At 62.0% G+C, this 23,344-nt stretch carries 15 protein-coding genes and 1 pseudogene; 4 read left to right on the plus strand and 12 right to left on the minus strand.

Annotated elements, in window-relative coordinates; translation table 11 throughout:
* On the plus strand, window positions 1–227 hold a 227-nt coding region (locus tag C501_RS0105085; RefSeq protein WP_018134555.1), incomplete at its 5' end, for an integrase core domain-containing protein.
* 178 nt (window positions 228–405) lie between these two features.
* Here the strand turns inward: C501_RS0105085 and C501_RS0105090 are convergent.
* The 7 genes from C501_RS0105090 to C501_RS0105120 form a co-directional block, all read right to left on the minus strand.
* On the minus strand, window positions 406–1,029 hold the full coding sequence (locus tag C501_RS0105090; protein WP_018134556.1) for a hypothetical protein: 624 nt from the start codon (window positions 1,027–1,029) through the stop codon (window positions 406–408).
* Between the two features lie 392 nt (window positions 1,030–1,421).
* Window positions 1,422–2,612 (minus strand): elongation factor Tu, encoded by a 1,191-nt coding sequence (tuf, locus tag C501_RS0105095; protein ID WP_018134557.1) that lies wholly within the window; start codon window positions 2,610–2,612, stop codon window positions 1,422–1,424.
* A gap of 135 nt (window positions 2,613–2,747) precedes the next feature.
* Window positions 2,748–4,862: an elongation factor G gene (gene fusA, locus C501_RS0105100; protein ID WP_018134558.1), complete on the minus strand. Its 2,115-nt coding sequence runs from the start codon at window positions 4,860–4,862 to the stop codon at window positions 2,748–2,750.
* A 110-nt stretch (window positions 4,863–4,972) separates the two neighbouring features.
* A complete protein-coding gene (gene rpsG / locus C501_RS0105105) occupies window positions 4,973–5,443 on the minus strand; it encodes a 30S ribosomal protein S7 (RefSeq protein WP_018134559.1) in 471 nt (156 codons plus the stop codon).
* 1 nt (window position 5,444) lies between these two features.
* Window positions 5,445–5,819 carry a 30S ribosomal protein S12 gene (gene rpsL / locus C501_RS0105110; RefSeq protein ID WP_018134560.1) on the minus strand — a complete coding sequence of 125 codons (375 nt, stop codon included), beginning with the start codon at window positions 5,817–5,819 and terminating at the stop codon, window positions 5,445–5,447.
* A 351-nt stretch (window positions 5,820–6,170) separates the two neighbouring features.
* Complete coding sequence (locus tag C501_RS0105115) at window positions 6,171–7,664, minus strand: GntP family permease (RefSeq protein WP_018134561.1); 1,494 nt, start codon at window positions 7,662–7,664, stop codon at window positions 6,171–6,173.
* Window positions 7,665–7,838: 174 nt separating this feature from the next.
* On the minus strand, window positions 7,839–9,842 hold the full coding sequence (locus C501_RS0105120) for a heavy metal translocating P-type ATPase (protein WP_018134562.1): 2,004 nt from the start codon (window positions 9,840–9,842) through the stop codon (window positions 7,839–7,841).
* Between the two features lie 89 nt (window positions 9,843–9,931).
* Between C501_RS0105120 and C501_RS0105125 the strand changes: the two genes are divergently transcribed.
* Both C501_RS0105125 and C501_RS0105130 read left to right on the plus strand, forming a co-directional pair.
* Complete coding sequence (locus tag C501_RS0105125) at window positions 9,932–10,231, plus strand: ArsR/SmtB family transcription factor (protein WP_018134563.1); 300 nt, start codon at window positions 9,932–9,934, stop codon at window positions 10,229–10,231.
* Between the two features lie 53 nt (window positions 10,232–10,284).
* Window positions 10,285–10,635, plus strand: coding sequence for a winged helix-turn-helix transcriptional regulator (locus C501_RS0105130; protein WP_018134564.1), 351 nt, complete (start codon window positions 10,285–10,287; stop codon window positions 10,633–10,635).
* Window positions 10,636–10,644: 9 nt separating this feature from the next.
* Here C501_RS0105130 and C501_RS12580 read toward each other — a convergent pair.
* From C501_RS12580 to C501_RS0105160, 5 genes and pseudogenes are all read right to left on the minus strand, one after another.
* Window positions 10,645–11,442: pseudogene (locus tag C501_RS12580) on the minus strand (NAD(P)H-dependent oxidoreductase).
* Between the two features lie 175 nt (window positions 11,443–11,617).
* A complete protein-coding gene (locus C501_RS0105140) occupies window positions 11,618–15,517 on the minus strand; it encodes a DNA-directed RNA polymerase subunit beta' (RefSeq protein ID WP_018134567.1) in 3,900 nt (1,299 codons plus the stop codon).
* 217 nt (window positions 15,518–15,734) lie between these two features.
* Window positions 15,735–19,259, minus strand: coding sequence for a DNA-directed RNA polymerase subunit beta (rpoB, locus tag C501_RS0105145; RefSeq protein ID WP_026174634.1), 3,525 nt, complete (start codon window positions 19,257–19,259; stop codon window positions 15,735–15,737).
* A gap of 505 nt (window positions 19,260–19,764) precedes the next feature.
* Window positions 19,765–20,304 (minus strand): DUF4184 family protein, encoded by a 540-nt coding sequence (locus tag C501_RS12585; RefSeq protein ID WP_018134570.1) that lies wholly within the window; start codon window positions 20,302–20,304, stop codon window positions 19,765–19,767.
* Between the two features lie 185 nt (window positions 20,305–20,489).
* The gene (locus C501_RS0105160) at window positions 20,490–22,295 is read right to left on the minus strand and encodes a hypothetical protein (RefSeq protein WP_018134571.1); all 1,806 of its coding nucleotides are present in this window, start codon (window positions 22,293–22,295) and stop codon (window positions 20,490–20,492) included.
* Between the two features lie 320 nt (window positions 22,296–22,615).
* Between C501_RS0105160 and C501_RS0105165 the strand changes: the two genes are divergently transcribed.
* Window positions 22,616–23,197 carry a type 1 glutamine amidotransferase domain-containing protein gene (locus tag C501_RS0105165; protein WP_018134572.1) on the plus strand — a complete coding sequence of 194 codons (582 nt, stop codon included), beginning with the start codon at window positions 22,616–22,618 and terminating at the stop codon, window positions 23,195–23,197.
* Window positions 23,198–23,344: the final 147 nt, after the last annotated feature.

The following is a 23,344-nucleotide window of genomic DNA, read 5'->3' on the forward strand; positions in this document are numbered from 1 at the left end:
TGGGCCGGTCCTACGGAGCTGGCGATAACGCGAGCATGGAGAGTTTCTTCAGCCTGCTTCAGAAGAACGTGCTCAACACGAGATGCTGGAACACTCGCGCTGACCTCCGCCTCGCGATCGTTTCCTGGATCGAAACGAAGTACAACCGAAGACGCCGGCAACGCGGCCTCGGCAAACTCACTCCCGTAGAGTTTGAGACGATCTACACGGACGCGAAAGCGGCCTGATCACCCCAAACCCCAACTGTCAACCAAACCCGGGGCAGACCCTGAGGATCGTTACGCCCCCTGAGCGGGCACTCTCCGGAAGACTTGCTGAACTCAGGGCACAGCCACGGAGAAGGTTTAGTGAGATTTCAGGCCAGTAGATGTACCGGACCTGCATGAGAAGCGGTGAGCGTGAAGCTTAGCCGCGAACAAGACGACCGTTCGCGCGGGTCCTCTGGATATCAGCAGCGGTCAAAGGCGCTGGAGCCCCTGCTGAGCGCGATGCCCCTACCGGAGAAGCTGCCCAATCCGGGTCCATACCACCGAAGTGCTGGAAGCCGTCCGGAGTCCCCAGGATCTGCTCGCCATCGACAATGGCCCTGCTCTGAATCATGACGTAGACATCGGTGCCACCCGGCGGGGTGGAGTTAATCGCCAGGTCATTGGTGGAGATCACTGTATTGGGGTTGCCCGGAGTCACAGCACCCTGGTAGCGCACCACGTAGCGGCGCACCCTGCGACCGTTGACGGTGGCGACCCCAGCATCCTGGGGTGCAGACCAGTTGGATGGTGTCTGCTGGGTCCAGATCAAAAGCGGCGTCTGGTCTCCATCATTGCGGCCTTCAATGCTCACCAGGATCTCGACCTCGACATTGGAGATCTGAGACGTGCTGGTGGTGTTAGTGATCGTCACATTGTTGCCAGTGGGCTCACCGATGACATTGATACGTGCTTCAAAGGCATCCGCCGTAAGAGTTGTTTTGATACTGGACGGCTGCGGAGACGCCGAAGCACTCGGTGCCGCTACTGATGCAGCGAGCACGGGAACTGACCAGCCAGCAGTCTTAACTACCGAGCGACGGCCGAATTCCTCTTTCTCAACCAGGGACTTGAGATCACCTGGAAATTTTGCAGTCTTGTTACCCAAGAATAACTCCCCCCATTTTTTAAATCGTTACAGCTACTTAGGCTAAGCCCCTCAGGGGCTTATGTCCAGAAAATCCTCCATCAGAACTCTTCTGATGTCTTGCATGCGGTTTCATGGAGTAGTACGCGCAACTATCAATCTATGATGCGATTCATCACCGACAGTGATGCAGATCGCAGATTATCGCTTGTCTACAGCAAATACCACATCCCCAATAAAGAAGGGCGAGGAGATTCCGGTCGGAATCTCCTCGCCCTGCCTGCTCCTAAGAGCTGCTATACCTTATTTCATTTCAGAATTTTGGTCACGCGGCCCGAACCAACGGTGCGGCCGCCTTCACGGATAGCGAAGCCCAGACCATCTTCCATAGCGATCGGCTGGATGAGCTCAACGGTCATCTCAGTGTTATCGCCGGGCATGACCATTTCGGTGCCCTCAGGAAGGGTGATCACACCGGTCACGTCAGTGGTACGGAAGTAGAACTGCGGACGGTAGTTCGAGTAGAACGGGTTGTGACGGCCGCCTTCATCCTTGGAGAGGATGTAGACGTTCGCCTCGAAGTCGGTGTGCGGGGTGATCGAACCCGGCTTCACGACAACCTGGCCGCGCTCAACGTCTTCGCGCTTGATACCGCGAAGCAGCAGACCGCAGTTCTCGCCCGCCCATGCCTCATCGAGCTGCTTGTGGAACATCTCGATACCGGTCACCGTGGTCTTCTGGACCGGACGGATGCCGACGATCTCGACCTCGGAGTTAATAGCGAGGGTGCCACGTTCGGCGCGACCGGTCACCACGGTGCCACGACCGGTGATGGTGAACACATCCTCGATCGGCATCAGGAACGGCTTGTCCTTATCCCGCACGGGGTCCGGAACGTTCTCGTCCACGGCCTCCATGAGGTCCTCAACGGACTTCACCCACTGCGCATCGCCTTCCAGGGCCTTGAGGCCGGAAACGCGAACCACGGGGGCGTTGTCGCCGTCGAATTCCTGCGAGCTGAGCAGCTCGCGGACTTCCATTTCGACCAGATCCAGGAGCTCTTCGTCCTCGACCATATCGGACTTGTTCAACGCCACCAGCAGGTAGGGAACGCCCACCTGGCGGGCGAGCAGAACGTGCTCACGGGTCTGTGCCATCGGGCCATCGGTAGCAGCAACCACGAGGATCGCGCCGTCCATCTGAGCCGCACCGGTGATCATATTCTTGATGTAATCGGCGTGGCCCGGAGCGTCGACGTGAGCGTAGTGACGCTTATCCGTCTGGTACTCAATATGGGCGATGTTAATGGTGATGCCGCGCTGGCGCTCTTCGGGCGCAGCGTCGATGGAACCGAAGTCACGCTGCTCGTTGAGATCCGGGTACTTATCAGCAAGAACCTTGGAAATCGCGGCCGTCAACGTGGTCTTACCGTGGTCGACGTGACCGATGGTCCCGATGTTGACGTGCGGCTTGGTCCGCTCGAACTTGGCCTTAGCCACTAGTTCCTCCTAGAACATTTTGTCAGACTTGCCAGCAAGGCACCGGGAAACCCGGGCTTGTGAAACTCTCGCAAGTATACCGTCGATATTGAATTTGTTGAAATCGCTGGCAGATAGCGTTCTGCAAAAGAACGTTTACTCGCCGCGAGCCTTCTGGATGATCTCCTCGGCTACAGCCTTCGGGACCTCCGAATAACTGTCGAACTGCATCGAGTACACCGCGCGGCCCTGGGTCTTGGACCGCAGATCGCCGATATAACCGAACATTCCGGACAGCGGAACCAAGGCCCGGACGACCTTGACGCCACTGGCGTCTTCCATGGACTGCATCTGGCCGCGGCGGGAGTTGAGGTCACCGATGACATCACCCATGTACTCCTCGGGTGTGCGCACCTCAACTTCCATCAACGGTTCGAGCAGAACCGGCTGCGCCTTACGAGCGGCCTCCTTGAACGCCATGCGTCCGGCGATCTTGAAGGCCATCTCGGAAGAGTCGACATCGTGGTACGCGCCGTCGAGCAGCGTCGCCTTGATCCCGACCACCGGATACCCGGCGAGCACACCATCGGTGAGCGCATCCTGGATGCCGGCATCGACACTGGGGATGTATTCGCGCGGAACGCGTCCACCAGTGACCTTGTTCTCGAACTCATACAACGCACCTTCCGTGGTATCCAGAGGCTCGATCGCGATCTGGACCTTGGCGAACTGGCCGGAGCCACCCGTCTGCTTCTTGTGCGTGTAGTCGTGCTTCTCCACCGGACGGCGGATAGTCTCGCGGTAAGCGACCTGCGGCTTGCCGACATTCGCCTCGACCCGGAACTCGCGGCGCATGCGATCCCCCAGGATGTCCAGGTGGAGCTCGCCCATGCCGGCGATGATGGTCTGGCCGGTCTCCTCGTCAAGGTTGACCTGGAAGGTCGGATCCTCGGCAGAGAGCTTCTGGATAGCAGTGGAGAGCTTCTCCTGGTCACCCTTGGTCTTCGGTTCGATAGCCACCGAGATGACGGGCTCGGGGAAGCTCATCGACTCCAGAACGATCGGGGAGCCAGTGTCCGCCAAGGTGTCGCCCGTGGTGGTGTCTTTCAGACCGATCGCCGCGTAGATGTGCCCAGCCTGGGCCTCCTCCACCGGGTTCTCCTTATTGGCGTGCATCTGGAAGAGCTTGCCGATGCGCTCTTTCTTACCCTTGGTGGAGTTGATGACCTGGCTACCAGAGCTGATCTGACCGGAGTACACCCGGATGAAGGTCAGCGTGCCGAAGAAGGGGTGCGTGGCGACCTTGAAGGCGAGCGCAGAGAACGGCTCGTCCTTGCTGGGCTTGCGGGTCATCTCCTGCTCTTCGTCCTTGGGATCGTGACCGACCATGGCGGGCACGTCCAGCGGGGACGGAAGGTAGTCGACGACAGCATCCAGCATCGGCTGCACACCGCGGTTCTTGAACGCCGAGCCACAGAGGACCGGGTAGACCTCGGAATTGATGGTCATCTGACGGATGCCGGCCTTGAGCTCATCGATCGTCAGCTCTTCGCCCTCGAGGAACTTCTCCATGAGTTCCTCAGAAGCCTCGGCGACCGTCTCCACGAGCTGAGCACGGTATTCCTCGGCCCGCTCCTTGAGATCCTCGGGGATCTCCCGGACTTCGTACTTGGCACCCATGGTGACATCACCCTTGGCGTCGCCCGGCCACACCAGAGCGCGCATCTCGAGCAGATCAACCACGCCAACGAAGTCATTCTCGGCACCGATGGGCAGCTGAAGCACCAGCGGCTTGGCGCCGAGGCGGCTGATGATGGTGTCTACGGTGAAGTAGAAGTCAGCACCGAGCTTGTCCATCTTGTTCACGAAGCAGATGCGCGGCACGTTGTACTTATCCGCCTGGCGCCAGACAGTCTCGGACTGCGGCTCCACGCCTTCTTTTCCATCGAAAACCGCGACGGCGCCGTCGAGCACGCGCAGGGAGCGCTCTACTTCGACCGTGAAGTCGACGTGGCCCGGGGTGTCGATGATGTTGATCTGGTTGTTGTCCCAGAAACAGGTCACCGCGGCAGAGGTGATGGTGATGCCGCGCTCTTTTTCCTGTTCCATCCAGTCAGTCGTCGAAGCGCCGTCGTGCGTTTCGCCGATCTTGTGGTTCACACCCGTGTAGAACAGGATGCGCTCGGTAGTAGTGGTCTTACCGGCATCGATGTGCGCCATGATGCCGATGTTGCGGACCTTGGTGAGGTCGGTAAGCACGTCCTGTGCCACGGTGTCTCCCTAGTTCAAGGTGAAAAGTCTGTGTTGCTGTTGCTGTTTCCCGAAGATAACGGCGCCCTTCCTCAATGGAAGGGGATGCCGTTAGCCTGGGCCCCTGCTCGTTACCAGCGGTAGTGCGCGAAGGCCCGGTTCGCCTCGGCCATCTTGTGTGTGTCCTCACGGCGCTTGACCGCTGCACCGAGACCGTTGGAAGCATCCAGGATCTCGTTGCGCAGACGCTCGGTCATGGTCTTCTCCCGGCGAACCTTGGAGTAACCGACGAGCCAGCGCAGGGCCAGTGCGGTAGCACGGCCGGGCTTGACCTCGATGGGCACCTGGTAGGTAGCGCCGCCGACCCGGCGGGACTTGACCTCAAGGCTCGGCTTGATGTTATCCATGGCTTTCTTCAGCGCTGCCACCGGATCGCCGCCGCTCTTCTCACGGGCTCCTTCGAGGGCTCCGTAGACGATACGCTCGGCAGTGGACTTCTTGCCGTCAACCAGGATCTTGTTGATCAGCTGGGTAACCAGAGGGGAACCGTACACCGGATCCTGAACCAGCGGCCGCTTGGGGGCCGGACCCTTGCGAGGCATATTACTTCTTCTCCATCTTCGCGCCGTACTTGCTACGAGCCTGCTTGCGGTTCTTGACACCCTGGGTATCCAGAGCGCCCCGGACAATCTTGTAACGCACACCCGGCAGATCCTTGACACGGCCGCCGCGGACGAGCACGATCGAGTGCTCCTGCAGGTTGTGCCCCACACCCGGGATGTAAGCGGTGACTTCGACCCCGCCGGCGAGACGGACACGCGCGACTTTCCGCAGCGCTGAGTTCGGCTTCTTCGGGGTGGTGGTGTACACACGGGTGCACACACCGCGGCGCATCGGATTGTTCTTCAGTGCCGGCGCCTTGGTCTTAGCGACCTTCGGTGAGCGGCCCTTGCGGACCAGCTGGTTGATCGTAGGCATTCTTCTCCATCGTCATTCTCAGGCCGCGTCCCCGCGGTCCCGTCATCTCCGCCCCAGGCCCCGGACGCGTTGTGCCGCGGTGAGGCAGAAGCATTTCAGCTATCGCATAGCTTCCAGCGCCTCATTCATCATTCCGGCGCTGAGTCAGCCTTCGGCCAACTCCGGTTGTCTATTACGCTCAACGTCCGGCACCACGGGGAAATTCCCGCGTAAAGTCAGCTTCAGGCACACGAAAAGATGGCATTTGTTGCACAAGGTGCGTGCAACGCGGAACGGAATCCTTTGCCATCACTAACAGTCCTAGCCAGGATAGCACGCACTGAAGCAGCCGCCTAGTGGCACAAGAGCCCCTCAGCTCATTGGCGGCAGCAAGTTGAGCAGCAGGGCCATCATCAGACCCACCAGGGAAACAATGGACTGAACCACCGAATTCACCGCGGTGGCTTCCCCCATGGACATCCCGAAGGACTCCTTCACCAACCAGAACCCGGCGTGATTGGCGTAATTGAAGAAAAGCGAACCGGCACCGATCGCGATAGCCAGCAACGGCAGGTTCAGGCCCGGGTCAGCAGCGGCCAGTGGAGCCAGCAGCCCCGCAGCACCGACGATGCCCACTGTGGCGGAGCCGGTGGAGACGGAGAGCAACATCGAGATCAGCCAGCCGAGCACGAGCGCGGGCAAGGCCAGCTGTTGGCTGAACTGAGTGATCGCCTCCCCCACTCCCGCATCAATCAGCACCTGTTTGAAAGCCCCGCCGCCGGCGATGATCAGCATCACCCCGGAGATGGGCGCCAGGCTCGCGCCCAGAGACTTGCGGAGTTTCTCCGCATTCGCGCCCCGGGTGTAACCCAGCACAATCAGGGCCACCAGAACCCCGATGAGCATCGCGATAGTGGGCTCGCCGAGGAATGTCGTGAACTGGAGCAGCCAACCGGCCTCGGGCAGCAGAAGCTCCACGACGGTGCGCAGCAACATCAGCAGAGCCGGGAAGAGCACCACCAGCACCCCCAGGCCCACCGGAGGCGCCGGGACGGTTCGTATAGAAGTAGAAGCGACTCGCGCAGAAGCAGGAGGCGCAGCAGCTCCGGACACTCCTGTGGAGCCGGATCCATGCACCACTGCCACCCGCTCCCGACCAGCATCGAGCGGGGCCGTGGTGTACTGCGCCAGCAAAGCATCATCCGGCCGGACCCCGGACAGTCTCGGTGCGAGGAAGCGCGCGTAGAGCGGGCCGCCGATGATGACCGCGGGGACGGCGGCCACCAGCCCGTAGAGCATCGTGGGCCCGACCTCCGCCTTGAGCGCCGCGATGGCGGTGAGTGGCCCCGGGTGCGGAGGGACCATGCCGTGCAGGGTCGCCAGAGCCGCGATCGCGGGGACGCCGACCAGCAGATAAGGGGAACCGTGCTTCGTCTCGCCTCTCTGCTCCACCTTCCGCGCCACCGAGAAGATCAACGGCAGGAGCATGACCAGACCCACCTCGAAGAACATCGGGATGCCGATCAGGAACGCCGCCCCTGCCATCGCCCAGGGCAGCATCTGCAGCGAAGCCCGCTCGACGATGGCCGTGGCGATCCGCTCCGTGGCCCCTGAGTCGGCGAGGATCTTGCCGAGCATCGCGCCGAGAGCCAGGACGATGCCGACATCGCCGAGAGTATCCCCAGCCCCTTTTGTCACAGCGCCCGCTATGCCGTCGAGATTCATTCCGGAAGCGATGCCGACCAGGATGGATACCACCAGAAGAGCCAGAAAAGGATGCACTCGGGGTTTACTGATGATCAGTAGAACGAGCAGGACGACCCCTGCCAACGCGGTGATTAAAAGCTGAACATCCTGACCTGCCATTTTGTGCTTCGATCCCCCTGCAGTTGCCCGAGCCGGCCCTCAGCGAAGCACCCACTCTGTGATCTAAGTCATTATTCATTAGTTCGCCGGGGTAACAAAATAGGTGGCCCCGGGACCAGAGGATCCCGGGGCCACCTATCATTCAGTGGTTATTTCTCTTGTTATATCTCTGCCCTATTTGGCGGCGGTGAGCGCGGGCCGATTCTCGTGCTCGATGCCCTCGTGCTCCTTGCCGATCCCGAAGCGCAGCAGACGCAGCGCATTGGCGACGACAATGAGCGTCGAACCCTCGTGGATGAAGACCACCGGCCCCATGGCCACGCCCATCAGGCTCGCCGGAATCAGGAAGGCCACGATCACCAGGGAGGCGATGAGGTTCTGCCGGATGATCTTGCTGCTCGCCCGGCTCAGCCGGATCAGGTAGGGCACTCGACCCAGATCGTCGCTCATCAGAGCCACATCGGCGGTCTCCAGAGCAACCGCCGAGCCGGCCGCGCCCATCGCGATGCCCACGGTGGCATTGGCCATCGCCGGAGCGTCGTTCACACCATCGCCGACCATGGCGGTCAGCACCGGTTTGCCGTCCTGCTGCTGCGCCGTGAGACGGCCGATCGCGGCCACCTTGTCCTCCGGCATCAGCTCGCCGTGCGCCGTATCGACGCCGACCTGAGCGCCGACCGCTTCAGCAACCCGCTGGTTATCACCGGAGATCATCACGAGCTGTGAGATCCCGTTGTCCCGCAAGACGCCGAGCACTTCGCGGGCCTCGTCACGCGGCGAGTCCATCACGCCAAGCACACCCAGCTGGCGGCCGGCGGATTCCACCACCATCGTGGTCCGCCCCTCGCCCTGAAGGCGCTGCACGATCTCGAGCACACCGGCGTCGACTTCCCCGCCGTCCTCCTCGAACATCCGCAAGCTGCCGATGCGCACAAGCTCGCCGGCCACCTTGCCCTGCACGCCGCGACCGGTCACCGCCTGCAGATCCTCGACCTTACCCCGACCCTCCTGCGGCACTTCCGCATCCAGGCCTCGGGCGATAGCCCCGGCCAGCGGGTGATCGCTCTCGGACTCGACCGCGAGCGCAACAGCCGCGAGCTCCTCCCGGGAAACGCCCTCGGCAGGCACCACATCGGTGAGCTGCGGCTGGCCCCAGGTCAGCGTCCCGGTCTTATCGAAGGCAATCGCCTTGACCCGACCCAGATTCTCCAGAGCAGCACCGCCCTTGACCAGCAACCCGGCCTTAGCCGCACGAGCAACACCGGCCAGGACTGCCGCCGGGGTCGCGATCGCGAGGGCGCACGGGCTGGCCGCCACGAGAACCAGCATGGAACGGTAGAAGCTATCCGCTAACGGCTCGTTCAGGACGAGCCAGCCGAAGAGGGAGACCGCGGCGACGAAGGCCAGGACCGCGGGAACGTAGAACTTCTGGAATCGATCGATGAAGCGCTGAGTCGTGGACTTCGTGGAATCCGCATCGCGCACCATCGCGACTACGCGAGACAGCGTACTGTCCTTGGCCGCGTTGGTCACGCGCACTTCAAGCGACCCGGCACCGTTCACGGTACCGGCGAAGACCTTGCTGGAGTCATCGACCGCCGCGGAAGCGGAGTCCGCTGGGACCTTGTCGACGGGAATGGATTCACCGGTGATCGCCGACTGATCCACAGCCGAGCTTCCGCGGACCACCACGCCATCAGCGGGAATCCGGGAGTTCGGCTTGACCAGGATGACCTCTCCCGGCTCGAGCTCTTCGGTGGGCCGCTCTACAACACCGTTGTCAGTCAGCACCAGGGCGACCGGCGGGGCGAGCTCGGCAAGAGCCTCGATGGACCGCTTGGCCCGGCCCATCGCATACTCTTCGAGTGCGTGGCCGAGGCTGAACAGGAAGAGCAGTACAGCGCCTTCGGCGAACTTGCCGACGGCGGCTGCACCGATAGCGGCCACCAGCATCAGGAAGTCCACTTCGAAGCGACCATTGCGCACGGAGCGCCAGGCTGAGCTGAAGGTGAAGAAGCCGCCGAAGAAGTACGTGGCGAGGAAGAACGCCAACGGCAGCGCCGGTGGCGAGGAAACAAAGTATTCGAAGACCACACCGATGAGGTAGGTGACGCCAGAAGCTATGGCGAAGCCCATCTCCCACCGTGCATTGTCTTTGTGATCGTGATGTGCGCTCATAGCAGCTATGATACATATAAATATCTAAATATGTAAATGTCCTTAGAAGTGCTGATGGCATACGCACCAGGCCGTCACGGCAAGGAAGAATGAGATTCGTGAAGATGAGCTACGACAGCGCCGAGCGCTTGGCCCAGGTGATGCAGGCCCTCTCCTCCCCCGGGCGGCTGATCATCCTCGCCCGGCTGGACGAAGGCCCCTGCTCCGTCAGCACCCTGGTGGAGGAGAGCGGCATGGCGCAGGCCACCGTATCCAATCATCTGCGCATACTGCGACATCTCAACCTGGTCTTCGGCACCAGGGAAGGGCGGCAGGTGATCTATTCGCTGCACGACGAGCATGTCCGCGAGTTCCTGGAGCAGGCCGTAGGGCATATCGGGCACGACTGATACCACGCGCATATCCCATTGGTGCGTACAGTCAGATATGTCACCATTGATTCATGAGGCTTCCTGTCACCAGAGCTCTCGAGGTCTGCCCCCTCGAAGCAGCCATCTGCTTAGTCGGCGGCAGCTGGAAACTCACGATCCTGAACAACTTGCATGAGCACGGGACCCTCCGGTTCAGTGAACTGAGACGGGCCATCGGGGGTGGCATCAATGAACGGACCCTTGCCCGCCAGCTCAGGGAGCTGGAGACCGACGACCTCGTTCATCGCAAGGTGTACGCGCAGGTACCGCCCCGAGTCGAATACCGCCTGACGCCATGGACCGAACAACTCGCCCCCACGATTGCAGCCTTGAACGACTGGGGGCAGCGCTGGGCCCGGGGCCACTCCGGCGACGAAGCCTGACAACAAAAACTATTCGCCCTCCTGATGAATGCCCAGATCAGTGCGCCCCGGGAATATGCTCGGATTCAGCGCCCTTCCGGAGGAGTAATCCCCGCTCTTCAGGGTCCGGTAGGGAATCGGGCGCTCCTGACCCAGCCCCCTGAGCCGGCGTTCGAAGTTCTGAATTTCGGCCTCCGCGTGCTCCTGACCGTAATCATTGACGTCATAGAAGATCTGGGAATGATAGGAAGACATTCCGATGTACCAGAGCACCCCGTGCGTGATGGGGAAGAGCAGGGACTCGATATCCCCGGAGACGCCCCGAGGCCCGATAGAAACGGAATCTTCACCGGCGGTAACGACGAGCAGCGCTTTGCGCCCGGCGAACTGGCCATCACCGTATCTTCGCGGCAGGCCGCTCTGCGGATCCGGCGCACCGCCGAAAGCGAATCCTTTGGTCAGCACCCGGTCGATCCAGCCCTTGAGGATCGCCGGAGGCCCGTACCACCACAGCGGGAACTAGAGTATCAGCAGGTCCGCTTTACTGAGCTTCTCCTGTTCACGGACAACCTCAGCAGGGAGCTGATTCGCGGCGTACGCATCCGCCATGAGATCGACGAAGAGCCGGTCCGCCTTCGCGAAGTCCCCGAGGTCACCCGTGGTGAGCCGGGCATCAAAACCATCGGCGTTGAGGTCAGAGATCTCAACCTCATACTGCTCGCCCAAGACATCGCGCCCGGCGGCGAGAAGCTGATGGTTGAAGGAGTTCCGCTTCGGATTCGACGGGTTGGCGAAGACCCAGAGCGCATTCGGTTTGCTAGCTGCCATGCTTCAAACCTATGACGTTGGCTCCATCGGTACTAGTACTGTTCTTTAATACCTATACAGACATCAATGTCAGTTATGAGCGTCGGCTTAAGAGCTGAGGGGCGAGGCACCGATCGATGCCTCGCCCCTCAGCTCTAGTGAGTCTCAGTTCTTAGCGACTCACAGTGTTCAGTTTTTAGCGGTACCCGCCGAGATCGTAGTCATCCAGCGGGATGGCGTGGAACTCTGGCGTGAGATCCCCGCCGATTCCGGCGTAATCGAAATCGCTGAACCCGCTGGGTGCGGTAAACAGGTTCGCCTTGGCCTCTTCCGTCGGCTCGACCGAGATATCGGTGTACCGCGGCAAGCCAGTGCCCGCCGGGATGAGCTTACCGATGATCACGTTCTCCTTCAGGCCCAGCAGCGGATCTGACTTGCCTTCCATCGCCGCCTGGGTGAGCACCCGGGTGGTCTCCTGGAAGGACGCCGCCGAGAGCCAGGATTCCGTGGCCAGCGAGGCCTTGGTGATACCCATGAGCTCGTTACGGCCCGAAGCCGGCTTCTGACCCTCGGAGACCACGCGCCGGTTCTCCGACTCGAAGCGCCCCCGCTCGGCGAGCTCGCCGGGCAGCAGATTCGAATCGCCGGACTCGATCACCGTGACCCGGCGCAGCATCTGCCGGACGATGACCTCCACGTGCTTATCGTGAATACCCACGCCCTGGCTGCGGTAAACGCCCTGGACTTCTTCCACCAGGTGCTTCTGCGCGGCACGCGGGCCGAGCACACGGAGCACCTGCTTGGGGTCTACCGAGCCCTGGACCAGCTGCTGGCCGACCTCGACGTGCTGACCGTCTTCGATCAGCAGCCGGGCCCGGCGCAGCACCGGGTAGGCGAGTTCTTCGCTGCCGTCGTCCGGGGTGAGCACCAGACGCATCTGGCGATCGTTCTCCTCGACCGAGATCCGGCCCGCGGCCTCGGCGATCGGCGCGACGCCCTTGGGCGTACGAGCCTCGAAGAGCTCCTGGATACGGGGCAGACCCTGGGTGATGTCCTCACCGCGTCCGCCGGAGGACACCGCACCACCGGTGTGGAAGGTACGCATGGTCAGCTGAGTACCCGGCTCACCGATCGACTGCGCCGCGATGATGCCCACGGCCTCGCCGATATCCACCAGCTTGCCGGTCGCCAGGGAGCGGCCGTAGCACAGTGCGCAGGTGCCCACCGCGGATTCGCAGGTCAGCACGGAGCGGACCTTGACCTCGGTGACGCCCGCGGCGAAGAGCTTGGCGATCAGCACATCGCCGACGTCCTCACCAGCGGCGGCAAGCACGTTGCCCTTGCTGTCGAGAACATCAGCTGCCAGCGTCCGAGCGTAGACCGAGTTCTCGACGTCCTCGTGCAACGCGATTTTGCCGTTGGCATCGGGCACAGCGATCGGCAGCGTCAATCCGCGCTCAGTGCCGCAGTCGGCTTCGCGCACGATGACGTCCTGCGAGACGTCCACCAGACGACGGGTCAGGTAACCCGAGTTGGCGGTACGCAGCGCGGTATCGGCCAGGCCCTTACGGGCACCGTGGGTCGCGATGAAGTACTCCAGAACCGACAGGCCCTCCCGGTAGGAAGACTTGATCGGCCGCGGGATGATCTCACCCTTCGGGTTGGCCACCAGGCCACGGATACCGGCGATCTGACGCACCTGCATCCAGTTACCACGGGCTCCGGAGGAGACCATGCGGTTGATAGTGTTGGAGGGATCCAGCCCCTCGCGCATCGCATCAGCGACCTCGTTGGTCGCCTGGTTCCAGATGTCGATGAGTTCCTGACGGCGCTCATCATCGGCGATCAGACCCTTTTCGAACTGCGCCTGAACCTTGGCCGCTTTGGCCTCGTAGCCTTCGAGGATGCCGGGCTTCGCCGCAGGAACCTCGATATCCGAAACCGCAACGGTCACACCGGAACGCGTGGCCCAGTAGAAGCCGGCGTCCTTGAGGTTATCCAGGGTCGCCGCGACGACGCCCTTCGGGTAACGCTCGGCGAGGTCGTTGACGATCGCCGAGAGCTGGCCCTTATCCGCAACAGCTTCGACCCAGGGGTAATCCTCGGGCAGGGTGTCGTTGAACAGCACCTGACCGAGTGAGGTCTCGACCAGCACCGGCTGCCCGGCTTCCCAGCCCTCAGGAGCCTCCGCACCCTCAGCGGGCACGAAGTCCTCCAGGCGGATCTTCACCTTGGCGTTCAGGTGCAGTTCCCCGGCGTCGTGGGCCATGATCGCCTCGGCGGGCGAGGTGAAGACCCGGCCTTCGCCGGTGGCGCCCTCACGCTTGGTGGTGAGGTGGTACAGGCCGATGATCATATCCTGCGAAGGCAGGGTGACCGGGCGGCCGTCCGAGGGCTTCAGGATGTTGTTCGAGGACAGCATCAGCACGCGGGCCTCGGCCTGGGCCTCCGGCGACAGCGGCAAGTGCACTGCCATCTGGTCACCGTCGAAGTCGGCGTTGAACGCGGCGCAGACCAAGGGGTGCAGCTGGATGGCCTTGCCTTCAACCAGCTGCGGTTCGAAGGCCTGGATACCCAGACGGTGCAGGGTTGGTGCACGGTTCAGCAGTACCGGGTGCTCGGTGATGATCTCTTCGAGAACATCCCAGACCTGCGGGCGGTAACGCTCGACCATCCGCTTGGCGCTCTTGATGTTCTGCGCGTGGTTGAGATCGACCAGCCGCTTCATCACGAAGGGCTTGAACAGCTCCAGAGCCATCTGCTTGGGCAGACCGCACTGGTGCAGTTTGAGCTGCGGGCCGACAACGATCACGGAACGGCCGGAGTAGTCGACACGCTTACCGAGCAGGTTCTGCCGGAACCGGCCCTGCTTGCCCTTCAACATATCCGAAAGGGACTTCAGCGGGCGGTTGCCCGGGCCGGTGACCGGACGGCCACGACGGCCGTTGTCGAACAGCGAGTCGACAGCTTCCTGAAGCATCCGCTTCTCGTTATTGACAATGATCTCCGGAGCACCCAGATCGAGCAGGCGCTTGAGCCGGTTGTTCCGGTTGATCACACGGCGGTACAGATCATTCAGATCGGAGGTCGCGAAGCGGCCACCGTCGAGCTGAACCATCGGACGCAGCTCCGGCGGGATCACCGGAACCGCATCCAGCACCATACCCAGCGGGCTGTTCTCGGTGGTCAGGAACGCGTTGACGACCTTGAGCCGCTTGAGCGCACGGGTCTTGCGCTGGCCCTTGCCGTTCTGGATGATGTCGCGGAGCGCCTCGGCCTCGGCCTGGAGATCGAAGTTCTCCAGGCGCTTCTTGATCGCCTCGGCACCCATGGAGCCTTCGAAGTACATTCCGTAACGGTCGCGCAGCTCCCGGTACAGCCCCTCATCGCCCTCGAGGTCCGCGACCATGAGGTTCTTGAAGCGGTCCCAGACCTGTTCCAGGCGCTCGACATCGGCGTCAGCCCGCTTCCGGATGGAAGCCATCTGACGGTCCGCGGAGTCCCGGGCCTTCTTCTTATCGGCGGCCTTAGCGCCCTCCGATTCGAGTTTCGCGAGCTCATCCTCGAGATCCTTGGCCACCGCGGCGATATCGGAATCGCGGGTGTCCTCGAGCTGCTTCTTCTCCAGATCGTGCTCGTTCTGCAGGTTCGGCAGATCAGCGTGACGGCCTTCTTCGTCGACGCTGGTGATCATATAAGCCGCGAAGTAGATGACCTTCTCCAGGTCCTTCGGGGCCAGATCCAGGAGGTAGCCCAGACGCGAGGGCACGCCCTTGAAGTACCAGATGTGCGTGACCGGGGCGGCCAGCTCGATATGGCCCATCCGCTCACGACGCACCTTGGCACGGGTCACCTCGACGCCGCAGCGCTCACAGATGATGCCCTTGAAGCGCACGCGCTTGTACTTACCGCAGTAGCACTCCCAGTCCCGGGAGGGGCCGAAGATCTTCTCGCAGAAAAGGCCATCCTTCTCTGGCTTGAGGGTTCGGTAGTTGATGGTTTCCGGCTTTTTGACCTCGCCGTACGACCACTGACGGATCTCATCCGCGGTGGCCAGGCCGATCTGCATATTGCCGAAGGAAGATTCGCTGGACATAGGGTCCTATCTCTCTTTCACAAAAATCTGAAGTCTTCTCAAGTCTGTCCCGGTCTGCTGGACCGGATAAGTCCTCCGCGGCTGCTTCGCTTGATGCCGCTTCCGGACTCACCGGTCCAGCAGACCGGTTCGAACCGGGAGTTTCATATCCGGTGTTTTGCGAGGCCACATCAAGCGAAGCAGTGGCCGGCAAAATGCCGGATCGGAAACGAAGGGGCTACACCTCTTCGACGGAGTTCGGCTCGGCCCGGGAAAGGTCGATGCCGAGTTCCTCCGCGGCCCGGAAGACTTCTTCATCCGAGTCACGCATCTCGATCGCGTTGCCGTCGGTGGAGAGGACCTCCACGTTCAGGCACAGCGACTGCATTTCCTTGATCAACACTTTGAACGATTCCGGAATACCAGGCTCCGGAATGTTCTCGCCCTTGACGATGGCCTCGTAGACCTTGACGCGGCCGTGGATGTCATCCGACTTGATCGTGAGCAGTTCCTGCAAGGTATAGGCGGCGCCATAGGCTTCGAGCGCCCAGACCTCCATCTCGCCGAAACGCTGCCCGCCGAACTGCGCCTTACCGCCCAGCGGCTGCTGGGTGATCATCGAGTACGGGCCGGTGGAACGAGCATGGATCTTGTCATCCACCAGGTGGTGCAGCTTCAGGATGTACATGTAGCCGACGGACACCGGATCGGGGAAGGGTTCCCCGGAGCGGCCGTCGAACAGCAGCGTCTTGCCGGAGGAATCGATCAGCCGGTCACCGTCCCGGGTGACGTTGGTCGAATCCAGCAGGCCGGAGATCTCGGCTTCGCGCGCGCCGTCGAACACCGGGGTGGCCACGGTCTGGTGCGGGCCGGTCTCGCGGGGCAGGCTAGGCAACGCCTTGGCCCACTCCGGATTGCCTTCGATGTTCCAGCCGGTCTTGGCGATCCAGCCCAGGTGGGTTTCCAGGACCTGGCCGACGTTCATACGGCCGGGCACGCCGAGCGGGTTCAGCACGACGTCGACGGGAGTGCCGTCCGCCAGGAACGGCATATCCTCGACGGGCAGGATCTTGGAGATCACGCCCTTGTTGCCGTGCCGGCCAGCGAGCTTGTCACCGTCGGTGATCTTGCGCTTCTGCGCGACATAGACGCGGACCAGCTGGTTCACACCGGGAGGCAGCTCGTCATCGTTTTCACGATCGAAGACGCGGACGCCGATGACCGTACCGGACTCGCCGTGCGGGACCTTGAGCGAGGTATCCCGGACTTCCCGGGACTTCTCGCCGAAGATCGCCCGGAGCAGGCGCTCCTCGGGGGTCAGCTCGGTCTCGCCCTTGGGGGTCACCTTGCCGACCAGGATGTCCCCGGCGTCGACCTCGGCACCGATGTGCACGATACCGCGCTCATCCAGCCCGGAGAGGATCTCCTCGGAGACGTTCGGGATGTCCCGGGTGATCTCCTCGGCACCGAGCTTGGTGTCGCGGGCGTCGATCTCGTGCTCTTCGATGTGAATCGAGGAGAGCACGTCTTCTGAGATCAGGCGCTGCGAGAGGATGATCGCGTCCTCGAAGTTATGCCCTTCCCAGGACATGAAGGCCACGAGCAGGTTCTTGCCGAGCGCCAGTTCGCCCTGATCCGTCGCGGGGCCGTCGGCGATGATGCTGCCGAGTTCCAGACGCTGGCCTTCGGAGACCAGAACCCGCTGGTTGTATGCGGTGCCCTGGTTGGAGCGGTCGTACTTGGCGATCCGGTAGTTCGTCTCAGTGCCGTCGTCATTGAGCGAAGTCACCAGGTCGGCGGAGACCTCCTGGACGACACCCGGCTTCTTGGCGACGACGACATCCCCGGCGTCCACCGCAGCGGCGCGCTCCATACCGGTGCCGACGAGCGGCGCTTCGGAGCGCAGCAGCGGCACTGCTTGACGCTGCATATTCGCGCCCATGAGCGCGCGGTTGGCGTCATCGTGTTCGAGGAACGGGATGAGCGCGGTGGCCACGGAGACCATCTGCCGCGGGGAGACGTCCATGTACTCGACGTCATCGCGGTCCACCAGCACCGGTTCACCGCCGCCGCCACGCTGGCGAACGAGCACTTTCTCCTCGACGAACTCGCTCTTCACGTTGAGTGGCGCGTTCGCCTGGGCGATGGCTACTTCCATCTCGTCATCAGCGGTGAGGTAATCCACCTCATCGGTAACCTTGCCCTTGACGACCTTGCGGTAAGGGGTCTCGATGAAGCCGAGCGGGTTAATCCGACCGTAGGAGGCCAACGAGCCGATCAGGCCGATGTTTGGGCCTTCCGGGGTCTCGATGGGGCACATCCGGCCGTAGTGGGACGGGTGCACGTCACGGACTTCCATGCCCGCGCGGTCACGGGAAAGGCCGCCGGGGCCAAGGGCGTTGAGGCGGCGCTTATGGGTCAGCCCGGCGAGCGGGTTGTTCTGATCCATGAACTGGGAGAGCTGGGAGGTTCCGAAGAACTCCTTGATCGCGGCGACGACGGGCCGGATGTTGATCAGGGTCTGCGGCGTGATCGCCTCGACGTCCTGAGTGGTCATCCGCTCCCGGACCACGCGCTCCATCCGGGACAGGCCCGTGCGGACCTGGTTCTCGATGAGCTCGCCGACGGCGCGGATCCGGCGGTTGCCGAAGCGGTCGATATCGTCTGCTTCGACGCGGACCTCGATCTCCTCGCCATCGCGCTGGCCGGGAATGGACTTCCCGCCAGCGTGCAGGGTGACCAGGAACTTGATCATCGCGACGATGTCGTCGTTGTCCAGAACCGAGGACCCAGCGGCCGAAAGCGGCTTATCCAGGCCCAGTTTGCGGTTCAGCTTATAACGGCCGACCTTCGCCAGGTCATAGCGCTTCGGGTTGAAGTAGAGGTTCTCCAACAGAGTCTGCGCGGCCTCGACCGTCGGCGGCTCGCCCGGCCGGAGCCTGCGGTAGATATCCAGTAGCGCGTCTTCGCGAGTCGCGGTGCCGTCCTTCTCCAGGGTGGCGCGCATCGAGTCGAACTCGCCGAAATCCTCGAGGATCTGCGCCTCGGTCCAGCCGAGGGCCTTGAGCAGCACGGTGACCGACTGCTTACGCTTGCGGTCCAGCCGGACGCCGACCTGATCGCGCTTATCGATCTCGAGCTCAAACCAGGCGCCGCGGGAGGGGATGATCTTCGCGGTGAAGATGTCTTTATCGCTGGTCTTGTCCGCGGTGCGTTCGAAGTACGCGCCCGGGGAGCGGACCAGCTGGGAGACCACGACACGCTCGGTGCCGTTGATCACAAACGTGCCCTTGTCCGTCATCAGCGGGAAGTCGCCCATAAACACCGTCTGCTGCTTGATTTCGCCGGTGTTGTTGTTCATGAATTCGGCTTTGACGTATAGCGGTGCGGCATAGGTGGCATCGCGGTCTTTGCACTCGGCAACGGTGTACTTCGGGTCGGCGAACTCCGGCTCCGAGAAACTCAGGGACATCGTGCCCTGGAAGTCCTCGATCGGGGAGATCTCTTCGAAGATATCGGCCAAGCCGGATGTCGTGGCGACTGACTCATCACCGGAATCAATGGCATTGCGCATCCGCTCCTGCCAGCGCTCATTGCCGACGAGCCAGTCAAAGCTCTCGGTCTGGAGGGCGAGCAGATTCGGAACATCTAGGGGTTCGTGAATCTTGGCGAACGATATGCGGCGAGTTGCACCGTCGGTGCTATCAGCAGCGTTCTTATCGAGACTAGCGGTTTTCTTATCAGAGGCGCTTGAGGCGACCAAGAGGGATCCTTCCACAGACCTTCAGCTTTACTGCGTCTACCTGTAGCTGAGTCGGAAGACTCAATACACCCAGTGCGCGTTGAAGCGCGGCAAGCCCACCGCTATATGAAGGCTGGGGGTGGATAGGAAGACGCGAACAAGCAGCATAGCTGATCATTCCAAACATGTCCAGCCTGCCAGAGTAAACTCTCCCGGCATCCAGCGCAAGACCTCAGCCCGCGTGTTCTGAAACGCTTTCTGTCATGGCTTCTGTCCCACGCACTCGCACCAAACGATGCCATATCACCGAGGAAAACAGCATGAAGCAGCCGAATCCGCTCATCATCAGCACTATCGGAGCGAAGCCATCCCAGCCATCCGGACTGTAGAACCCGCCGTCACTATCAAGCAACAGGAAAACCACGAGAGGTGTCCAGGGGGCGAGAACGAAAGGGGCGAGCTGCAATATTCTGCGCCGATACCCTTCTAGTCGCGGAAAGCCCTGCTGGGGTCGAGTTCTGCGGCATCACCGGCCAAAAAGGACTGCCAAAATCAGCAAGCCGAGCACACTCGCGCCGTACTGCAGCCAGCCGTACCAGTGCAGTGGCCCCAGAGCGTCTTCCAGGGCAGGAAATAGCCACGCTCCCCAACTCCTGCCATGGGTAAAAGCATCTATTAACAGATGACTGAATGCACCCAGCAACCCACCCACACTGATAGCCGCGAGGCCGCGCCGACTCAAGGGATCACGCGGCCCACCGAGTTCTGCTTGACGCGCTTCGATGCTGGCCTGCCAGCGCTGCCTGAGCCACCAGGGCGATAAATCGACTACCGCGGGGCGTATAACGATCAACCAGAGCAAGGTCAGCAGCACTACGAGCGGCAGATTAACTAACCACAATCCGGTCACGCTGTGAGTCAGCCATCTCAGATGCGCCAAACCGATGAAGTGAAAAACATCCGGGGCCATCGCTCCGATGGCAAAAGCCGACCAGGGGATTACCTGCAGAACCTGGAGTTTATGCAGCGGCCAGACCGCAACTACGTGGGAGACAGTGAACGGCACTCCTGTTCCCCTCCCCCACGTTCACGAGCCGGTAGCGTCTTGCACCGGCTCTCCTATCGTCCCGGAAGTCACGGAAATTTTTCTAATTACGAGACGCCGGTCATTTTAACTGGCATCTTTTCTGCGCACCTAAGTAATCGGAGTCAGATCCGGGCTCAGAGACTGGGAATCACGAATATGGGAGATCAAGCTAACGCTGCCCGCAGTGCTGCCCCAGCCTCACGATGCTCGTAGGTCTCCAGGACGTGGGCGTACTCCAAAGCGACACCGCGATACTGCTCGCTGTCCTGCGGCAGGCGGCTCAGGCATGAGCCATAGGCTCCGAAGGCTTCTTCCGGCCGTTCTTCAGCGGCAAAACCGCGACCCGCAACGAGTTCGGCCATGGCTGCGGACATGGGATCTCCCGCGGCAGCGTATTCGGCGGCGGCCGTGAGCAGAATCGGTGCGGCCTCCGCCACTCGGCCGAGAGCCATCAGCGCCCGCCCACAGGAGTCCCGGACATCGGCGACCAGCCAGTCGGAACCGTATCGTTCGGCCAGCGCGAAAGCCTCCTGCGCCTGGTCCAGGCCTTGTTCGTCCCCGGCCTCCGTGCGAGCCCGGGCGCTCACATCAAGCGCTTGGATGAGCAGCCGCAAGGAACCTGAAGCACGGGCCGCCTCCACTCCTTGCTCCGCCTTACTGAGCGCCTCGCGGAGCTGCCGGGGCCTTTCCGTGGACTCCGGCGGCAAAGCCATGAGCGTGAACAGATAAGACTGCGCGAGATCAACGGCAGCAGCGGCCCTAGCTTCCGGCGGCACCGGCACCGCCGATGCTTCGATGACCGCGAGCGCGGCTTCCCAGTACCGCCGCGCCAAGCCGTGGTCCTGCAGCGACTGCGCGGCACGCCCGGCCCAGACCAGGATGTCGGCCTGCGCGGCCGTGGGCGCATCATGTTTTTCCGCGGCCGCGCCGGCCTGCTGAAATGTGGTCAGGGCTGTTTCCGGATCCCCGGACCAGAGCTGGTACTGGCCCAGGTTGAATATCGCCATCGCCTCGCGCAGCGGCGGAATCGATTGATCAGATGACCCTGCCGGCTCCAACAGGTCAGAGTTCTGCACCAGATCGAGGGCGGCCCGGGCTGATTGCGCGGCTGCGGCATCGTCACCTGCCTCGCTACTGAGAGCCGCAGCTAAGAGGAGCGCGTCGAAGGCCTCCCGGTAGGCCTTCGCCTGCAGACACAGATCAGCGCGCGCTCGAGCATAAGGCAGGCCTTGATCCGGGGCGCCCAAACGGCCGTGGATCTGGGCACGGGCCCGCAGGGCCGAAGCGGCATAGGACACCGGAAGGCCGTTGCCCGGGTAGCCGTCAAGAACGTGATCGAGTAGCTGCCCTGCTTCCGTCAGTGAATCGTCGTTCCTAAGCGCTGTGAGGAAGACGCCACTGAGCGCGATCATCGAGGCTCGCTGCGCCTGGTCTTCGAGGCGCTGCGCGGCTTCCGCGGTGAAGCGAGCTAAATCGGCTGCTTCCTGGACCTCCCCGGCCTCCCAGAGTGCGACAGCGAGCGCACTGGCGATAACAGTCACGGATTCTGCGTCGTCACGCCGCGCGGCTGCTTCCAACTCAGCCCGCAGCAGGGTGCCGTGCTGCGCGTTATTCGCTTTTCCGTAGAGCAGCAGGCCCAGCTTGCGCTCCACGTCTGCCAAGCCTTTGCTACCTGCGCTGAGCAAGGCACTATGGCGCTGCTTCAGGGCGCGCAGCGCTTCTTCGTGACGATCCAGATCCACCAGTGAGCTGCTCAGTAGGGCCGTGGCGATGGCCTGGCTACGGTAGTCACGGGCCCGGCCGGCCGCATTGATGGCCTGTTGGGCAGCGCTGACCGCCGCCCCGGGGTCATGCCAGAGACCGGAGGCGATATAGGCACGATTCAAGAGCTGCGCTACCGGGTCCGCTGCAGAAGCCTTCGGCGTGAGAGCACCAGATAGAGGACCCGTGGCCCGCTCTTTCTGCGTCATCGATACTCCAGTAGTTCTAGATGGCTCCCAAGCTGCTCATTCCTGACCAGCTCCTTACTAGCCTAGACGGAGCTTTCATTTCAGGGGTTTCCGTAGGACGGCCTCACCCTGTGAATGTCTTGGGGTGCCTGCGAATGCCCTGACGTCTGCCACAGATCTCGGGGCAAGACGGCGCCGTAGGAATCGCAGGAATATTGCTTTCCCCTCCTAGGAGGTGCAGGCTGAGTAGAGGGTGAGGTCGGAAACAAGCAGCCTTGAAGGAGCCCCTGGCTCCCGGAAGCCCGAACCACAAGAACGAGTATTTCAATCTAAGGAGCGACGTGACTGATCACAACCTTTCCGGAAAGAAGATCGCGTTCGTACTAACTGACGGAGTTGAAGAGCCAGAACTGACAAGTCCCTGGAAGGCTGTCCAGGAAGCAGGGGCGTCTCCGGTGCTTATCTCGCCGGCTGAAGGCGATTCGATCCAGGCCTATAACGGCGATGTCAATGAAGGGGGCCAGTACCCGGTCGATCTCGCGGTGAGCGCCGCTGACCCCGCCGACTACGATGCCCTCGTGCTGCCAGGAGGCCTGCTCAATTCGGACCAGATCCGGCTTGATCAGCCCACCGTCGCTTTCGTGAAAGCATTTTTCGACGCCGGCAAGCCGGTGGCGGCAATCTGCCATGCGCCGTGGATCCTGATCGAGGCCGATGTGGTCAAGGACCGCAAGCTCACCTCGTACCCGTCCCTGGAAACCGATCTGCGCAATGCCGGTGCTCTCTGGGAGGATCGGGAAGTCGTGGTGGATCACGGCCTGGTAACGAGCCGCACCCCTGATGACCTCGAGGCCTTCAACGCGAAGCTGGTCGAAGAGGTAGCGGAAGGCAAGCATCAGGGGCAGAAACCGGAAAACCACTGATTCTCTGCTCGAGGTGAGCTGAGAGCGGATCTAGAGAAGAAATTGATAGGTGTTGGTCGGCACAGAATGTTCTGTGCCGACCAACACCTAATTCTTCTGGCCTCTGCAACACCTGAGGCTGCCGTTACATCGCCTCGGCAACGGAGT

Origin of the sequence: Acaricomes phytoseiuli DSM 14247, assembly GCF_000376245.1 — a bacterium.
Classification (GTDB): domain Bacteria; phylum Actinomycetota; class Actinomycetes; order Actinomycetales; family Micrococcaceae; genus Renibacterium; species Renibacterium phytoseiuli.

Excerpts from the sequence above, each read along its gene's own strand:
- rpsG (WP_018134559.1), bottom strand. The coding sequence starts at position 5,443 with ATGCCTCGCAAGGGTCCGGCCCCCAAGCGGCCGCTGGTTCAGGATCCG.
- rpsL (WP_018134560.1), bottom strand. The coding sequence starts at position 5,819 with ATGCCTACGATCAACCAGCTGGTCCGCAAGGGCCGCTCACCGAAGGTC.
- C501_RS0105115 (WP_018134561.1), bottom strand. The coding sequence starts at position 7,664 with ATGGCAGGTCAGGATGTTCAGCTTTTAATCACCGCGTTGGCAGGGGTC.
- C501_RS0105120 (WP_018134562.1), bottom strand. The coding sequence starts at position 9,842 with ATGAGCGCACATCACGATCACAAAGACAATGCACGGTGGGAGATGGGC.
- C501_RS0105125 (WP_018134563.1), top strand. The coding sequence starts at position 9,932 with ATGAGATTCGTGAAGATGAGCTACGACAGCGCCGAGCGCTTGGCCCAG.
- C501_RS0105130 (WP_018134564.1), top strand. The coding sequence starts at position 10,285 with ATGAGGCTTCCTGTCACCAGAGCTCTCGAGGTCTGCCCCCTCGAAGCA.
- C501_RS0105140 (WP_018134567.1), bottom strand. The coding sequence starts at position 15,517 with ATGTCCAGCGAATCTTCCTTCGGCAATATGCAGATCGGCCTGGCCACC.
- C501_RS0105160 (WP_018134571.1), bottom strand. The coding sequence starts at position 22,295 with ATGACGCAGAAAGAGCGGGCCACGGGTCCTCTATCTGGTGCTCTCACG.